General features: G+C 69.0%; 14 protein-coding genes. 1 reads left to right on the forward strand and 13 read right to left on the reverse strand.

Translation table 11 applies throughout. The features are described from left to right. Positions 1–12: 12 nt before the first annotated feature. The 13 genes from CXY76_RS19455 to CXY76_RS16310 all read right to left on the reverse strand — a co-directional run bounded on the left by CXY76_RS19455 (position 13) and on the right by CXY76_RS16310 (position 14,721). A complete protein-coding gene (locus CXY76_RS19455; RefSeq protein WP_104166376.1) occupies positions 13–1,338 on the reverse strand; it encodes a transcriptional regulator in 1,326 nt (441 codons plus the stop codon). A 161-nt stretch (positions 1,339–1,499) separates the two neighbouring features. Next, positions 1,500–3,038 (reverse strand): M1 family metallopeptidase, encoded by a 1,539-nt coding sequence (locus CXY76_RS16255; protein WP_233199955.1) that lies wholly within the window; start codon positions 3,036–3,038, stop codon positions 1,500–1,502. A gap of 156 nt (positions 3,039–3,194) precedes the next feature. Continuing rightward, positions 3,195–4,283 (reverse strand): 3-dehydroquinate synthase, encoded by a 1,089-nt coding sequence (gene aroB, locus CXY76_RS16260; RefSeq protein WP_104167327.1) that lies wholly within the window; start codon positions 4,281–4,283, stop codon positions 3,195–3,197. 5 nt (positions 4,284–4,288) lie between these two features. Next, the gene (locus tag CXY76_RS16265; protein WP_369826166.1) at positions 4,289–4,915 is read right to left on the reverse strand and encodes a shikimate kinase; all 627 of its coding nucleotides are present in this window, start codon (positions 4,913–4,915) and stop codon (positions 4,289–4,291) included. A gap of 1 nt (position 4,916) precedes the next feature. Then, positions 4,917–6,125: a chorismate synthase gene (aroC, locus tag CXY76_RS16270; protein ID WP_104166378.1), complete on the reverse strand. Its 1,209-nt coding sequence runs from the start codon at positions 6,123–6,125 to the stop codon at positions 4,917–4,919. Between the two features lie 5 nt (positions 6,126–6,130). Continuing rightward, a complete protein-coding gene (locus CXY76_RS16275) occupies positions 6,131–7,081 on the reverse strand; it encodes a shikimate dehydrogenase (protein ID WP_104166380.1) in 951 nt (316 codons plus the stop codon). Continuing rightward, on the reverse strand, positions 7,074–8,525 hold the full coding sequence (gene mltG, locus CXY76_RS16280) for an endolytic transglycosylase MltG (RefSeq protein WP_233199957.1): 1,452 nt from the start codon (positions 8,523–8,525) through the stop codon (positions 7,074–7,076). Before mltG ends, CXY76_RS16275 begins: the two co-directional genes overlap by 8 nt. A 2-nt stretch (positions 8,526–8,527) precedes the next feature. Next, positions 8,528–8,995 carry a Holliday junction resolvase RuvX gene (gene ruvX / locus CXY76_RS16285; protein WP_199190339.1) on the reverse strand — a complete coding sequence of 156 codons (468 nt, stop codon included), beginning with the start codon at positions 8,993–8,995 and terminating at the stop codon, positions 8,528–8,530. A gap of 3 nt (positions 8,996–8,998) precedes the next feature. Continuing rightward, on the reverse strand, positions 8,999–11,653 hold the full coding sequence (alaS, locus tag CXY76_RS16290; RefSeq protein WP_104166382.1) for an alanine--tRNA ligase: 2,655 nt from the start codon (positions 11,651–11,653) through the stop codon (positions 8,999–9,001). Positions 11,654–11,717: 64 nt separating this feature from the next. Next, complete coding sequence (locus tag CXY76_RS16295) at positions 11,718–11,939, reverse strand: hypothetical protein (RefSeq protein ID WP_088456305.1); 222 nt, start codon at positions 11,937–11,939, stop codon at positions 11,718–11,720. Positions 11,940–12,041: 102 nt separating this feature from the next. Beyond that, positions 12,042–12,407 (reverse strand): DUF948 domain-containing protein, encoded by a 366-nt coding sequence (locus CXY76_RS16300; RefSeq protein WP_104166384.1) that lies wholly within the window; start codon positions 12,405–12,407, stop codon positions 12,042–12,044. A gap of 130 nt (positions 12,408–12,537) precedes the next feature. Beyond that, complete coding sequence (gene rpsD, locus CXY76_RS16305) at positions 12,538–13,167, reverse strand: 30S ribosomal protein S4 (protein ID WP_088456307.1); 630 nt, start codon at positions 13,165–13,167, stop codon at positions 12,538–12,540. A 216-nt stretch (positions 13,168–13,383) separates the two neighbouring features. Beyond that, positions 13,384–14,721 (reverse strand): replication-associated recombination protein A, encoded by a 1,338-nt coding sequence (locus CXY76_RS16310; protein WP_104166386.1) that lies wholly within the window; start codon positions 14,719–14,721, stop codon positions 13,384–13,386. A 132-nt stretch (positions 14,722–14,853) separates the two neighbouring features. Between CXY76_RS16310 and CXY76_RS16315 the strand changes: the two genes are divergently transcribed. Then, positions 14,854–15,654: a peptidylprolyl isomerase gene (locus CXY76_RS16315; RefSeq protein ID WP_104166388.1), complete on the forward strand. Its 801-nt coding sequence runs from the start codon at positions 14,854–14,856 to the stop codon at positions 15,652–15,654. Positions 15,655–15,658: the final 4 nt, after the last annotated feature.

Genomic DNA, 15,658 nt, shown 5'->3' on the forward strand with positions numbered 1-15,658 from the left:
CTGCCCGGGCGGCTACGCGCTGAGCTCGGCCTCGATGCGGGCGAGGTTCGCCACCACGGCGGCTCGCTGCGGCGACCGGGCAGGCAGCAGCTGAAGGCAGGCCCGCCATACCTCGGAGTCCCAGGCGGCCTCCTCGGTGCGGGCGTAGTCGAGCAGCACCTCCACCGAGGCATCGCTGAGCAGGGTCTGGCGCAGGCGCTGGCTCACCTCGGCGCGGATCTCCGTGATGCCGGGCGCCGCTGAGCCTGGCAGCACGGTTCCGCGGTACGCGGCCAGGGCCATCCGGTGTGCGCCGCGGGCGAGGAGGCGAAGGACCCGGCCGGCGTCAGTGTCGACGCTGGTCTCCAGGCGGTACGGGCGGGAGCCGACCCGCAACTGCGGATGGCTGACCGCCAGCACCCGGCGTAGCCGCACCATCTCGGCGCGCAGGTTCTCGACGGCGTGCGGCTGCTCGGCGCTGAGGAGGCCGGCGAGCCTGTCGGCGGACAGGCCCTGCCGGTGCCAGGCGAGCAGGAGCAGGATCTCGGCGTGCCGGGGGCTGAGGTCGACGCGGTGCTGGTCGACGCTGTGTTGGCCGGCGCTGTGTTGGCCGGCGCTCTGGGCGCCGTGCAGGGCGCCGTGTTCGGTGCCGAGTACGCTCAGCAGAATCCCGGGCGCGGTGAAGCCCGAGGGTCGTGCCGGTGCCGGCCGCGGTGCACTGAGGCTCTGGATGCGCAGCTCGGCCTCGAGTGCGGCGACGGCGGCCTCCACAAGCGGCAGGGTCTGCGGGGCCACGGCGGCGTCTCCCCCCGTGATGTCGATGACGCCGAGCAGCGCCCCGGTGACCGGGTCGTGGATAGGCACGGCGGTACAGCTGAACGGGTGGGCCAGCTGGCTGAAGTGTTCGGCGCGTTGGATCTGGATGCCGTGGTCGAGCGCCAACGCGGTGCCGGGCGCGCTCGTGCCGACCCTGGCCTCCGACCAGTCGGCGCCGACCACGAAGTGCATGTCTTCGGCTCGGGTACGCACCGAGCTGTCACCGTCGATCCAGAGCAGCCTGCCGGTCTCATCGGCCACCGCCACGATCAGCCCGAATTCGGCGGCGTGCCGCACCAGCAGCGTGTTGATCACCGGCAGCACCGCGGCGAGCGGGTTCCGGGCGCGCAGTCGGCCGAGTTCATCGGCGCTCAGCGTCGGTGCGGCCTGCGCCGTCAACGGGTCCAGGCGCAGCGAGAGCGACCGCTGCCAGGATTCCCGCACCAGTCGGCGCACGCCGGCCTGTACGGCACCGGAGCCCAGGTCGGTTCGGTCCCCGATGGCGGCCTCGTGCAGGCGTTCCTGCCGGGAGAACGTCCCCAATGGAGAATCGGCAGGAGTTATCGTCCACGGGCTGCTCACAACACCTCCGATCAACGCTGGTCGTAGGCGACCTGCGCTTCGCGGCCGGTCGGGTGCTTCATTCTAGGCACAGTCGGCTGGAACTGTGCCGGCTCGGCGCGGTGATCCGGGTCCGCGGACGCTCAGGGGGACGGCATGACCGGTCGGTCACCTTCGCGCAGCCAGTCGTCGAAGAAGGTGTCGAGCTGTTGGCCCGAGCTCTCTTCCATCACGGCTTCGAAGTCCTCGGTGGTGGCCGTCGAGTCGTTGTACCGGGTCAGCCACAGGCGGGCGCCGGCGAAGAATGCGTCGTCGCCGATCTCCGCACGCAGCGCGTGCAAGGCGGCCGCTCCCCGCTGGTAGACCGGGCTGTCGAACAGCTGGTCGCGACCCGGGTCTGCGATGTTGAGCGTCCAGCCGTTGTCGGTGTCCAGCTCTGCCACCGTGTCGGCGAACTGTTCGGCAACGTCCGCAGTGCCCTGGTGCTCGCCCCATAACCACTCGACATAGGTCGCCCAGCCTTCGTTCAGCCAGATGTCCTTCCAATCGGCCGGGGACACCGCGTTGCCGAACCATTGGTGCCCCAACTCGTGCACGACCGTGAATTCGTCCGCGACCCCGGAGTACACCGGACGGGTCTGGGTCTCCAGGGCATACTCGACCGAGTCGTCATCGACGATCGCGCCGAACGACTCGAACGGGTACCGCCCGAACTGGTCCTCGAGGAACGTGATCATCTGGGGTTGCAGTGCGAGGGACGCCGTCGTTTCGGCGAGTCCCTCCCCCGTTACGCCATCGTCGATGGCGTTGATGATCGGCAGACCACCAGGACCGACGTCGCGGGAGAGGGCGTAGTCGCCGACGCTCGCCGTCGACAGGTAGCTGGCCATCGGGTCCGAGGCCCGCCAGGTCCACGTCGTCCAGCCCGCCCTGGTCTTGGGTTTTCCGTCCGGCAGCCCGTTCGCCACCGCTGTCTTGCCGGCCGGCACCGTGAGGCGGAACGTGTACGTCGCCTTGTCCTGCGGGTCGTCGTTGACCGGATACCAGGTTGCCGCGCCGTCGGGCTCGTTGACCACCATCGCGCCATCAGCAGTAGTCACCCACCCGTAGAGGGCACCGGTGGTGTCCAGGGGCTGCCCGGTGGCACCGCCGTACTCGATCACGATGGTCGTCGTCTGCCCTGCTTTAAGCTTCGGCCGCAGCCCGACGGTGAGTTCCCAGATGCGATTCACGTCGTCCTGCTGCTGTGACCACTCGGCGTTGTTTCCGCCGTGTGACTTCCCGTGTGCCGCGGCCTTGCCGTCCACCCGCACGGATGCGACGTCCAGGCCGCGCAGGTCGAAGTTGAGCGACTCGAGATCCTGCGTCGCGCGGAGTGTGATGGTCGCGACGCCGCTGAGGCGGCCGGTGAGCACCGCGGGATCGGCCGGTGGCTCGTAACGGAGGGCGAGGTCGTAGTCCTGGACGTCGTACCCGCCGTTGCCGGCGTAAGGGAAGTACGCGTCGCCGCTTCCCGGAGCGCCGGGCGTGTAGCGCGGCCCGCCCTTCCCGGAGGGGACCTGCGTCGTCGTACTGGACGCCGTCTCGCTGGTCGAGCTGATCTCGACCGTTGCCGGCGCGACCAGGGCGAACACCGACAGCCCCGCAACGGCGGCAGTCTTGAGCTTCTTCAATGACTTCAACGGACATTCCCTTCATCGGGAGTGACGACGAATAGAGACCCGCTGAACACGGCACGGACCTGGTCAGGTCAGATCGCGAGGAGTTCGGTGCAGGGAATTCACACCGTAGTGCTGCTTGCCGGAAACAGGAAGGCCCTCGGACGACAAGGAGACGCGCTAGGAGCCGATTTCCTGGTACGCCGCGAACAGCAGCGACGCATCCGGACCCTCGAGCACCGTGGGCTTGCCGATGTCGTCGAGAACGATGAAGCGCAACATTCCGCTGCGGGTCTTCTTGTCGCGCTGCATCGTCGCCAGCAGGGTAGGCCAGCGGCCCACCGGGTAGGTCGTCGGCAGAGTGAGCGACTCCAGGATGCGGCGGTGCCGGTCCACGGCCTCGTCGGAGAGCCGGCCACTGAGCCTGGCGAGCTCGGCGGCGAACATCATGCCCACGGCGACGGCGGCGCCGTGCCGCCAGCCATAGCGTTCGGCGTGCTCGACGGCGTGGCCGAGGGTGTGCCCGTAGTTGAGGATCTCGCGCAGGCCCGCCTCCTTGAAGTCCGCACCGACGACGCGGGCCTTCATGGCGATGGAGAGTTCGAGCACCCGGCGGAACTCGGGCGTTGTCGGGTCGGTGACCGCGGCGACGTCCGCCTCGACGATGTCGAGGATCTCCGGGATCTGGATGAAACCGGCCTTCACGATCTCGGCGAAGCCGGCGAGGATTTCGTTGCGGGGCAGGTCGGCGAGGATCTCGAGGTCGCAGATCACGGCGGCCGGCGCGTAGAAGGTGCCGACGAGGTTCTTGCCCTCAGCGGTGTTGATGCCGTTCTTGCCGCCGACGGCGGCGTCGACCATGCCGAGCACGCTGGTGGGGATCTGCACGAGCTTGACCCCGCGCAGCCAGGTGGCGGCCACGAAGCCGGCGAGGTCGGTCACGGCGCCGCCGCCGAAGCCGATCACGGCGTCGGTGCGGGTGAAGTCGGCCTGTCCCATCACCTGCCAGCAGAACGCGGCAACCTCCACCCGCTTGGCGGGCTCGGCGTCGGGAACCTCGGCGATGAGAACCTCGTAGCGATCCAGCAGGCTCTCCCGCAAGGCCACGGCGCGGGCGCCGAGGTGCGAGGTGTGCACAATGAGCACCTTCTTCACGGTGTCACCGAGCTGCTCGGCGACATCGGCGACGATGCCCCGCCCGATGAGGACCGGGTAGCTGTCGACACCACTGACGGTGATGGTGGTGGTGCCGGTCTGTTCGGGCTGCATGTCGGTCACGATTGTTCTCTTACCCATTTCACGATGTCGGCGGCGATGGCGTCGACCGGCCTGGTCGACGTATCGAAGTGGATGCTGGCCAGCGCCTCGTACAGCGGCCGGCGCTCGTCGTAGATGCGCTGCCAGGCGTCCGGTCCGTCGGCCAGGAGCGGACGCTTGGCGTTCCTGGTGCGGTTGCGCACGGCCTCAGCGGTGGTGCTCAAGGAGATGACGGTGGTGTGTCGCAGGTCCGCCCGGGTGGCCGGGTCGAGCACCGCTCCCCCACCGAGCGAGACCACCGCCCGCTTCGCCCGCAGCGCGTCGGCGACGGCCACACGTTCCAGGGCCCGGAAATGGTCCTCGCCGTGTGTGGCGAAGATCTCGGTGATCGGGCCGTGTTCGGTGACGATGAGTTTGTCGGTGTCCAGGAACGGCACCCGCAGGGTGCGCGCGACCCGGCGTCCGATCTTGGACTTGCCCGACGCCATCGGCCCGATGAACACCAGCGGGTACACCGGGGAATCCGCGTCCCGGTGCGGCTCCGCGCCCTCCGGTGACACCTGGTCGTGGAGGTCGCGGGCCGGTCCGGGTGCGGCCGGCCAGCCGTCGGCGGGACGGGAGGCGTCCGGGCTCAGGAACAGCACGCTAGAGCGTGGCGTCGCTGGACGCCCCGGTGCGCAGGTTGGCCGGGATGTTGGCGAGGTAGGAGTCCAGGTTGCGCTTGGTTTCGCCCAGCGAGTCGCCGCCGAACTTCTCCAACACCGAATTGGCCAGCACCAGGGCCACCATGGCCTCGGCGACGACGCCGGCGGCCGGCACCGCACAGACATCGGAGCGCTGGTGGTGGGCGGGTGCGGCTTCGCTCGTGGTGATGTCCACGGTGCGGAGCGCCCGCGGGATCGTGGCGATGGGCTTCATTCCGGCCCGCACGCGCAGCACGGTTCCGGTGCTCATACCGCCCTCCGTGCCGCCGGCCTTGTCGCTGACGCGCACGATCTGGTCATCGACCTGAACGAGTTCGTCGTGTGCGTCCGAGCCGCGCCGGGTGGTGGTGAGGAAGCCGTCGCCGACCTCGACGCCCTTGATCGCCTGGATGCCCATCAACGCGGCAGCCAGCTGGGAGTCGAGCCGGCGGTCCCAGTGCACGAACGAACCCAGACCGGGCGGGAGGTTGTAGGCGAGGACCTCGACGATGCCGCCGAGGGTGTCGCCGTCCTTGTGCGCGGCATCCACCTCGGCGACCATGAGCGCGCTGGTGGCGACGTCGAAGCAGCGCAGGGGGTCGGCGTCGAGGGCGTCGACGTCCCCGGGGCGCGGCAGCGGCGATCCCTCCGGCACGCGGACCGGGCCGATCGAGAGGGTGTGGCTGACCAGTTCGATGCCGAGGCCGGCGAGGAAGGCACGGGCGACGGCGCCGAGGGCAACGCGGGCGGCGGTCTCCCGGGCGCTGGCGCGCTCGAGCACCGGGCGGGCCTCGTCGAAGTCGTACTTCTGCATGCCGACCAGGTCGGCGTGGCCGGGTCGGGGGCGCACCAGGGGTGCGCCCCGGCCGCGGGCGAGCAGGGCGGGGTCCACGGGTTCAGGGCTCATCACGTCGGCCCACTTGGGCCATTCGGTGTTCCCGATCCGCAGCGCCACGGGGCCGCCGAGGGTGAGGCCGTGGCGGACGCCGCCGGAGATGTTCAGTTCGTCCTGTTCGAACTTCATGCGCGCACCTCGGCCGTAGCCGAGTTTGCGGCGCGCAAGGTCGAGGCGGATCGCATCTAGTGTGACCGGGATCCCAGCGGGCAAACCCTCGACAATGGCGAGGAGTTCGGGGCCGTGGGACTCTCCGGCGGTGAGCCAACGAAGCATGGTTCCTATCCTTCCACAGCGCGGCCGGGTGCCGTCCCGCCGGCGGGGGCGTCGAGCGCGGCGCGCATGGCCTCCAGCACCTCCTCTTCGTCGGGAAGCGGCAGGAAGGGGTCGTTGGCCAGGAAGATTCGGATCTGCACCACGGCCTGGTGCAGCAGCATCGTGCGGCCGGACAGGGCACGGCCGCCGGCGGCCGCCCAGGAACGGGCCAGCGCGGTGGGCCAGGGGGCGTAGCCCACGTCGAAGAGCAGGGTATCCGCTCGCAGCGCGGCCGGGAACTCGTACTGCAGGGCGGCGTCGCCGGGCATGGTGCTGATCACGAGGTCACTGACGCGGTCGGCTGCGGCCATGTCCGGCAAGCCGGATACCGTGACGACGAGTCCGAGTCTGCGACCCAGGTCCAGGAGCGGGTCGGCCCGGCCCGGCGTGCGGGCGATGATCTGCACGGTCTCGGCGCCGAGTTCGGCCGCGGTGACGAGGGCGGATGCGGCCGTCGCGCCGGCACCGAGCAGGGTGACGTGGGTGGCCCGGTCGATGCCGGCCTCAGCCAGGGCACGCACGAGCCCGGGCACGTCGGTGTTGTAGCCGGAGAACGGCCGCGGCGCGGTCGCCGCCGTGCTGTCATCGCTCTCCCCCACCGGGGAATCGCCGAACCGCACAGTGTTCACGGCACCGGTCAGGGTCGCGACACGGTCCAGGATGTCCAGGCGCGGCTGGACCTCGTGCTTGAGCGGCATGGTCAACGACAGCCCCAGCCACTCGGGGGTGAGGCCGTCCAGGAAGCCGTCCAGTTCACCCTCGCCGATCTGCACCGCCGTGTACTCCCAGTTCAGACCGAGTACCCGGTACGCGGCCGTGTGCAGGGCCGGCGACAGCGAGTGCGCGATCGGCGAACCGAGCACCGCCACCCGGCGCCGCGGCGCCGCGCTGACTGCAGATTCTGTCGGATCAGCCATATTCGGGGTGTTCATCCATCCAGTCCAGCCACTTGGCGACACCGGCGTCGTGCTCGTCGGCCGTCGTTGAGAAGATGGTATCTCCGGTATCCAGGTTCCACGTCACGAAGAATAGCCAGGATCCCTCCGCGGGGTGCAGGGCGGCGTCGATGGCGATGTCGCCCGGGTTACTGATCGGACCGACGGGCAGACCAGGGTGCACGTAGGTGTTGTAGGCGTTGTTGACATCCTCCCGCTCAGCGTCGGTCGTCGTGACCAGGTGAGTGTTGCCGGTGCCGTAGGCGACGGTGGCATCGGACTGCAGCAGTCCGGACTCCCACTGTGCAGGGTCGAGCCGGTTGTAGAACACCCGGGCCACCTTGGGGTAGTCGTCCCGCAGTCCGGCCTCACGCTGGATCAGCGACGCCATCACGATGGTCGTCCACCGATCGGCGGGCGCGACCCCGGCAGCGTCGAGGGCCTCGAACTGGCGGTCGACGAGGGTCTTGATGGCGTCGTGGGCGCTCGTCGCGGGCTGGAACGTGTAGGTGGCCGGGAACAGGAAACCCTCGAGGCTGGTGGCCTCGGCGGGAAGCCCGAAGCCGGACAGGTCGGCGGCCGCGGCCTGCAGGTCCTCGAGGGGGATATCGGTACCCTCCGAGATCGAGGTCAACACGTCCACGGCAGCGGTGCCCTCGGGGATCACCACGGTGAGATCCTGGCGGGTGTCAGGATCCTGCAGGGCCTCGAGCGCGGCCTGGGCGCTCATCTGCGAGGCCAGCTGGTAGGCGCCGGGCTGGAAGACCGGGTCGGTCGCCTGGGCCAGGAGCAGGTCGTAGAACGCTTCAAAGCTCTTCACCACGTCCTGGTCCACCAGGGTGTTGGCGATATCGGAACCGGTGTCGCCGTCGTGGATCATCACGAGCACCTCGCCGCTGCCGGAACCCTCGTAGTCCTCCGGTCCCTGCGTGGCGGCGACAAGCTGGCTGATCGGCCCCTGCAGGGCCAGGGCTGCGGCGCCCATCAGCCCGAGGACGATGAGGATGACGACCAGGCAGCCCCAGCCGCCCTTGCGGGACTTCTTCTCCACCAGGGTCGGGTGGTCGGCGAGCCGGGCACGTCGATTCGCGCGGGAGGTGGGCCGTCCGGCCTGCGCCGGGACGTCGGCGGCACCCGTGAGCTGACCGCCGGATGCCGGCTCGGGTTCGGTGCCGAAGCCGAGCCCCGCGAAGGGATTGTGGTAGCCGGCGGTCGCGGGCTGCTCGGCGGCGGGCTGCCCGGCGGCTGGCTGCTCGTCCGCGTCGGGCTGCGCCGGTTCAGGCGCTGCCGGGCCCGCAGTCTGCTGCGCCGCCTGGGCGTCCCTGGCCGCCTGGGCTTCCCGCAGGGCCCGGCGCGAGGGCAGCGGCGTGTCGCCAGTGCCGCCCGAAAGGTTCGGGTCGGGAATTTCCGGCGGACTTTTCGCCACGGTTACGGCCTTCCGGTCAGATCGACGGACGTGCCGGCCGGTTTGCCCGAGGCACGTTCGGTATCGAGAGCATGCTGCAAAATAATAGTCGCGGCCACCTGATCGACCACTGGACGCTGCGTGCGGGTGCTGCGACCGACGCTGCGCAGGGCGGCCTGAGCCGATACCGTCGACAACCGCTCGTCGACGAGGCGCACCGGCACCGCAACAGTCGCGGCGAGGGTCTCGGCGAACGTCACGGCGTCCTCCGTCGAGGCGGTGTGCCGCCCCGACAGCGCCAGGGGCAGCCCCACGACCACCTCGACGGCATCCAGTTCGGTGACGATCGCGGCGATCCTGGTGAGGTCAGCCGCGCCCTTGTCCCTGGGCACGGTCTCCACCGGGGTGGCGAGCATGCCGTGGAAATCGCTGCGGGCAACGCCGATCCGCACGGTGCCGACATCGATTCCCACACGCACACCGGGTCGCATGGGCTAGCGGGCTACGAGCGTACGCAGGGTGCTGAGCGCCTCGGGGATCAGGTCCACCTTCGTGCCGCCGCCCTGGGCCAGGTCGTCCTTGCCGCCGCCGCCACCGCCGAGGATGCCCGCGAGCTGCTTGGCCAGCGCGCCGGCCTTCTGCCCGGCGTCCCGAGCCGCGGCGTTGGTCGCCACGATCACGACGGGCTTGTCGCCCACGGTCGCCGCGAGGGCGACGACGGAGGGGTCGTTGCCCAGCCGTTCCCGGGTGCCGGTCACCAGCATCCGCACGTCGTCGGCGGAGTTCAGGGTGCCGAGGTCCTCGGCCACCACAGTGAGGTCGCCGATCCGGCCGGCCTGGGCGACAAGGGCGGGAACCCGGTCGCTCAAAGCGCGAGCCTCGAACGACGCGATCTTCTTCTCGGCCGCCTTCAGGCTCTGCATGAGGTCCATGATCTTGGCGGGAAGCTGCTCGCGCGGCGTCTTGAGGTTGCTGGTGAGCTGGGACACGATGGCCCGCTCGGCGGCGAGGTCGCGGAACGCCTCGAGCCCGACGAGGGATTCGACGCGGCGGTTGGTCGAGCCCACCGAAGCCTCGCTGACGAGGTTGATCATGCCGATCTCGGCGCTGGAGGCCACGTGGGTGCCCGCGCAGAGTTCGCGCGACCACGGGCCGCCGATGTCGACCACGCGCACGGTCTCGCCGTACTTCTCGCCGAACAGCGCCATCGCGCCGAGCGCCTTGGCCTCGGCCAGCGGCAGTTCGCGGGTGCTCACCTCGAGGTTGTCGCGGATGGCGTTGTTGGAGATCTCCTCGATCTCGCTGCGCGTCGCCGGCGACAGCGCCTGGTTCCAGGAGAAGTCCAGGCGGAAGAAGCCGGCCTTGTTGTAGGAGCCGGACTGGTGCGCGTTCGGGCCGAGCACCTGGCGCAGGGCCGCGTGCAGGATGTGGGTGCCGGAGTGCGCCTGGCGGGCGCCGCGGCGCCAGTCGGGATCGACGACGCTGGTGGCGGGGTCGCCCACGCCCACCTCGCCGCTGGTGACCTGCACCTTGTGGCTGATCAGACCCTTGACGGGCTTCTGCACGTCGAGAACCTCGAGTTCGTAACCGGGGCCCACGATGAGGCCGGCGTCGGCCTCCTGGCCGCCGGACTCGGCGTACAGGGCGGTCTCGGCGAGGATGACCTCGGCGATGTCGCCGGCCACCGCACGGTTCACCGAGGCGCCGTCGACGATCAGGCCCAGGATGCTGGACTCGGTCTGCAGCATGTCGTAGCCGGTGAACACGGTCTCGCCGTGCGCGCGGAAGGCGCTGTACACGGAGAGGTCGGCCAGGTGGGTCTTCTTGGCCTTGGCGTCGGCCTTGGCCATCGCGCGCTGCTTGGCCATCAGGGTGTCGAAGGCCTCACGGTTGACGCTGAGACCGGCCTCCTCGGCCATTTCGAGGGTGATCTCGATGGGGAAGCCGTACGTGTCGTGCAGCAGGAACGCGGTGTCGCCCGGCAACTCGGCCTTCTGGGCGCCCTTGGTCTTGGCCACGGCCAGGTCGAGCACGCTCGAGCCGCTGGCGAGGGTGCGCAGGAACGTCTCTTCCTCGGCGTACGCGGCCTGGCTGATGCGGTCGAAGTCGGTGGCGACCTCGGGGTACGCGGCGCTCATGGCGTCGCGGGAAGCCGGGAACAGCTCGGTGAACGAGGCGGCATCCACGCCGAGCAGCCGCATCGCGCGCACGCTCCGGCGCATCAGACGGCGCAGGATGTAGCCGCGGCCCTCGTTGGACGGCATCACCCCGTCGCTCATCAGCATCAGGGAGGAGCGCACGTGGTCGGCGACGATGCGCATCCGCACATCGTCGTCGTGGTCGGCGCCGTAGCGGCGGCCGGAGAGGGCCGCGGCACGGTCGAGGACCGGGCGCACCTGGTCGATCTCGTACATGTTCTGCACGCCCTGCTTGAGGAACGCGACGCGCTCCAGGCCCATGCCGGTGTCGATGTTCTTCTTGGGCAGGTCGCCGAGGATCTGGAAGTCGTTCTTGCCGGTGCCCTCGCCGCGGAGGTACTGCATGAAGACGAGGTTCCAGATCTCCACGTAGCGGTCGTCGTCGGTGGCCGGGCCGCCGTCGATGCCGAAGGCGGGGCCGCGGTCGAAGAAGATCTCGCTGCACGGGCCGGCCGGGCCGGGCTGGCCGGTGGACCAGTAGTTGGTGTCCATGCCGAGGCGCTGGATGCGGTGCTCGGGCAGGCCGAGCGCCCGCCAGTAGCCGAAGGCCTCGTCGTCGTTCTCGTAAACCGTGACCCAGAGGTCCTTCTCGGCGAAACCGTAGCCGCCGTCGGCCTCGCTACTGGTGAGCAGCTCCCAGGCGTAGCTGATCGCCTGTTCCTTGAAGTAGTCGCCGAAGGAGAAGTTGCCGCTCATCTGGAAGAAGGTGCCGTGCCGTGGCGTCTTGCCGACCTCTTCGATGTCGTTGGTGCGGATGCACTTCTGCACACTGGTGGCCCGGGGATATGGGGCGGGCACCAGACCGGTGAGGTAGGGCACGAACGGCACCATGCCGGCCACGGTGAAGAGGAGGGAGGGGTCATCGCTCACGAGCGACGCCGACGGGACAACGGTGTGTCCACGGTCGGCGAAGAAGTCGAGCCAGCGCCCGCGAATGTCGGCAGTCTGCATGGGGTCCGTACTGTTACAGGATCGAAAAATCCGACCGGGGGAATTGCGGTGGGAAGGAAGTGATTTAGGGCTTGGACAGCTCTTCGATGGTCTCTTCTGCCTCGCCGAGCGCGGCGTGCAGTTCGGCTTCGCGCTTGCGGTAGCCCTCGGAGATGGCCTCGCCGAATTCGCGGGTCTTGGCGTCGAGGTCGGTGAAGAACCGCTTGCCCTGCTGGGTCTTGTTCACCTCGTGGGCGGCAACGAATCCGATTCCGACGCCGACGACTAACCAGATGAAATTCTTCATGGCATGTGCTCCCTGAGTTTGAGGAATGGGTGACTGGGGGCCGAGGCGCCCGCTGGTCCAGCGGGCCGGGGTCCTGACAGTCTGCTTTCCAGCGTAGTGGACTTACTTCGCGCCGCGACGGGGCTTGGACGCCAGGAAGGCCGCCCGCACACCGGCGGAGAATCCCGCGAGCTTGATCAGCGGGCCGCCGACGGTTGCCGCGAACAGTGCGACCATGGCGGACACGTTTCCGGTGACCTCGGCCACATTCGTGGTGATCGTGTCGATTGTGGCCAGCTGGTGGTTGGTCTGGGCGACGGTGCTCGTCGTCTCCTCGAGTAACGGGGTGACGTTGTGGCTGAGGTCACGGATGGCGAGGGTGGTCTCGTCGAACACCCGGCCCAGCTTGATCAACGGGATGGCGAGGAACACCACCAGAACGGCGAACACGCCTGCGGCAATCAGGCCGGCGATATCTCCACCAGTCATTTCGGCACCATCCATTTCGAATCTCACTGCACGGGGGCAGAACACGATAGAACGCAAAAGGGCGGATCACCTAGGTGATCCGCCCTCAAGCGTAGTTCAGTTCCGGTGCGGCAGGCCGCGCCGGAGGCGACTAGCGTGCTGCGTAGTACTCGACGACGAGCTGAACTTCACAGGTCACGGGGATCTCGATGCGCTTCGGGGCGCGAACGAGGCGGGCCTGCAGCTTGTCGAGTTCGACCTCGAGGTACGGCGGGAGCTTGGGCAGCAGGTCGACGTGACCGCCGGCCGCGGCAACCTGGAAGGGCTCGGTGCCCTCGCTCTTGGCCTTGACGTGGATGAGCTGACCCGGCTTCACGCGGAAGGAGGGACGGTCGACCAGCTGGCCGTCGACGAGGATGTGGCGGTGCACAACCATCTGACGGGCCTGGGCGGTGGTGCGGGCGATGGCCGAACGCACGAGAAGGGCGTCGAGACGGGTCTCGAGGATCTCGACGAGGTTTTCACCGGTCAGGCCCTGGCGGCGACGCGCTTCTTCGAAGGCGATCTTGAGCTGGGCTTCGCGGATGCCGTACTGGGCACGTAAGCGCTGCTTTTCGCGCAGACGCACGGCGTAGTCCGAATCGGTCTTGCGCTTGGTGCGGCCGTGCTCGCCCGGAGCGTAGGGACGCTTCTCGAGGTACTTGGCGGCCTTCGGGGTCAGGGCGATGCCCAGTGCCCGCGAGAGGCGGGTCTTGCTACGGGTACGTGACTTGGTAGACACAGTGTCCTTTCGGATGGATCTGAAAAATGGATACCAGGGCGCAGGCGTTCACCGATGGGAATCGGGAACAGCACAAGCGTCATGGGAGATCAGAGGGGTGGTTGCCACGGGCCGCCCGGCTACAGGGCGAATCCACTCCAACTTCGGTGTCGTACGCAGCCGCATGACGAAACCAGTTGTAGGCGAGGTCAAGGCTAGCACACGGGGCGCATGGGCCTACTGCCCGCGGATGATCTTGCGCAGCTTGGCCAGGCGCGCGGAGACGTCGCGTTCGTTGCCGTGTTCGGTCGGTGAGTAGTACTGCTTCCGGCGCAACTCGGTGGGCAGGTAGTCCTGTTGGAGCACGCCGAGCGCATCGTCGTGCGGGTACTTGTAGCCCTTGCCGTGGCCGAGGCGCTTGGCCCCGGGATAGTGCGCGTCACGCAGGTGCTTGGGCACCCGGCCGGTGTTGCCGTTGCGCACGTCGGCGATCGCGGCGTCCAGCGCCATATAGGCGGCATTGGACTTGGGCGCGCAGGCCAGGTGCACCACGGCCTGGGCCAGGGGGATGCGCCCTTCCGGCATGCCGATGTACTGCACGGCGTCGGCGGCGGCTATCGCGATCACCAGGGACTGCGGGTCGGCCATGCCGATGTCTTCGGAGGCGAGCACGATGATCCGACGGCAGATGAAACGGGGGTCCTCGCCGGCCTCGATCATCCGGGCCAGGTAGTGCAGGGACGCATCGACGTCGGAACCGCGCACCGACTTGATGAAGGCGCTGATCACGTCGTAGTGCTCGTCCCCGTTGCGGTCGTACCGCAGCAGCGCCCGGTCTACAGCGAGCGACACGATCTCGGTCGTGATGACGGGCTTGTCGCCGTCCACGGTTTCCGTGGTCGCGGCGGACACCGATGCGGCCTCGAGCGCCGTGAGCGCCCGGCGGGCGTCGCCGGAGGCGAGCCGGATGATGGCCCCGCGGGCCTCCGGATCGAGCACGAACCTGTCGGCCAGGCCGCGCAGGTCGGTGACGGCGCGGTCCACGACGGTACCCAGGTCGTCGTCGCTGAGGATCTCCAGGGTGAGCAGCAGAGACCGGGACAGCAGCGGCGAGATGACCGAGAACGACGGATTCTCGGTCGTGGCGGCCACGAGGATGATGATGCCGTTTTCCACCCCGGGCAGCAGGGCATCCTGCTGGGCCTTGCTAAACCGGTGGATCTCGTCGAGGAACAGCACCGTTGACAGGCCGTAGAGGTCGCGGCTGGTGCGGGCCTCCTCCATCACCTGGCGCACGTCGCGCACGCCGGCGGAGACGGCGGAGAGCTCAACGAACCGGCGTCCCGAGCTGTGCGCGATGGTCTGGGCCAGGGTGGTCTTGCCGGTTCCCGGCGGGCCCCACAGGATGACGGAAACGGACCCCTGCTCCCCCGTCTTATCGTTGGCCAGGCTGACCAGCGGCGACCCCGGGGTCAGCAGGTGACGCTGGCCGGCGACCTCGGCCAGGCTCTTGGGGCGCATGCGCACCGCGAGCGGCGTCGCGCCGGTGCGGAGGCCTGGTTGGACGGAAGACATGCTTCCAGCGTAGTTTGTGCCGCCGACACCAATTTTCTCCGCCGCCCCCGCATGCGTAGAGTTCACAGTGACCCGGGCCGTGTTGCCCGACAAGCCCGATTTCCCGCCGCAGGCGGCACCTGGAGGATTCCCGTGGCACCGAACACCAAGCAGGAACGCGAAGCCCGCGGCCGCGCTCGCGCCTACCAGGCCCGCAAGGCCGTGAACGAGCACCAGGTCAAGCGGCGCGTGCGTGACAACATCGTGGCCGGCAGCGTGCTCGTTGTCGCCCTCGTCGTGCTCGTTGGCGCCCAGCTGTTCTACTTCGGCGGTGGCCCCGGCACTCCGGAACCCAGCGCCGAGGCGACGCCCACGGCCGAGCCCTCCGATTCGGTGACTCCGACCCCCGGCGCGAACGCGGGTGAGGTACCCCCGAGCGATCTGGCCGAGGGACGCACCTGGACCGGCACGCTCACCCTCAACGACATTGCCCTCGGCGTCTCCCTCGACGGCGCGGCGGCCCCGCAGGCGGTCTCCTCGACCATCAGCCTCGCCGGATCCGGTTTCTACGATGACGTCACCTGCCACCGCCTCACCACGGGCGAGGACTTTTCGGTGTTGCAGTGCGGTGACCCCACCGGCGACGGAACCGGCGGACCCAACTACTATTACGGCCCGGTCGAGAATGCTCCGGCCGACAACGTCTACCCGGCAGGCACCATCGCGATGGCACGGTCCAGCGATCCGTACAGCATGGGCAGCCAGTTCTTCATCGTCTACGGCGACACCATGATTCCCGCTGGAGCGGACGGTTCCGGGTACACGGTCATCGGCACCGTCACCAGCGGACTGGACCAACTCGTCAGCCAGATCGCCGCGGCCGGAGTCGCGGACGGCTCAGCCGACGGCGCTCCCGTGGTTCCGACCACCATCAACTCCTTCACCGTGCAGTAGGACT

It is taken from the genome of Cryobacterium sp. N22 (assembly GCF_002929555.1).
GTDB lineage: Bacteria > Actinomycetota > Actinomycetes > Actinomycetales > Microbacteriaceae > Cryobacterium.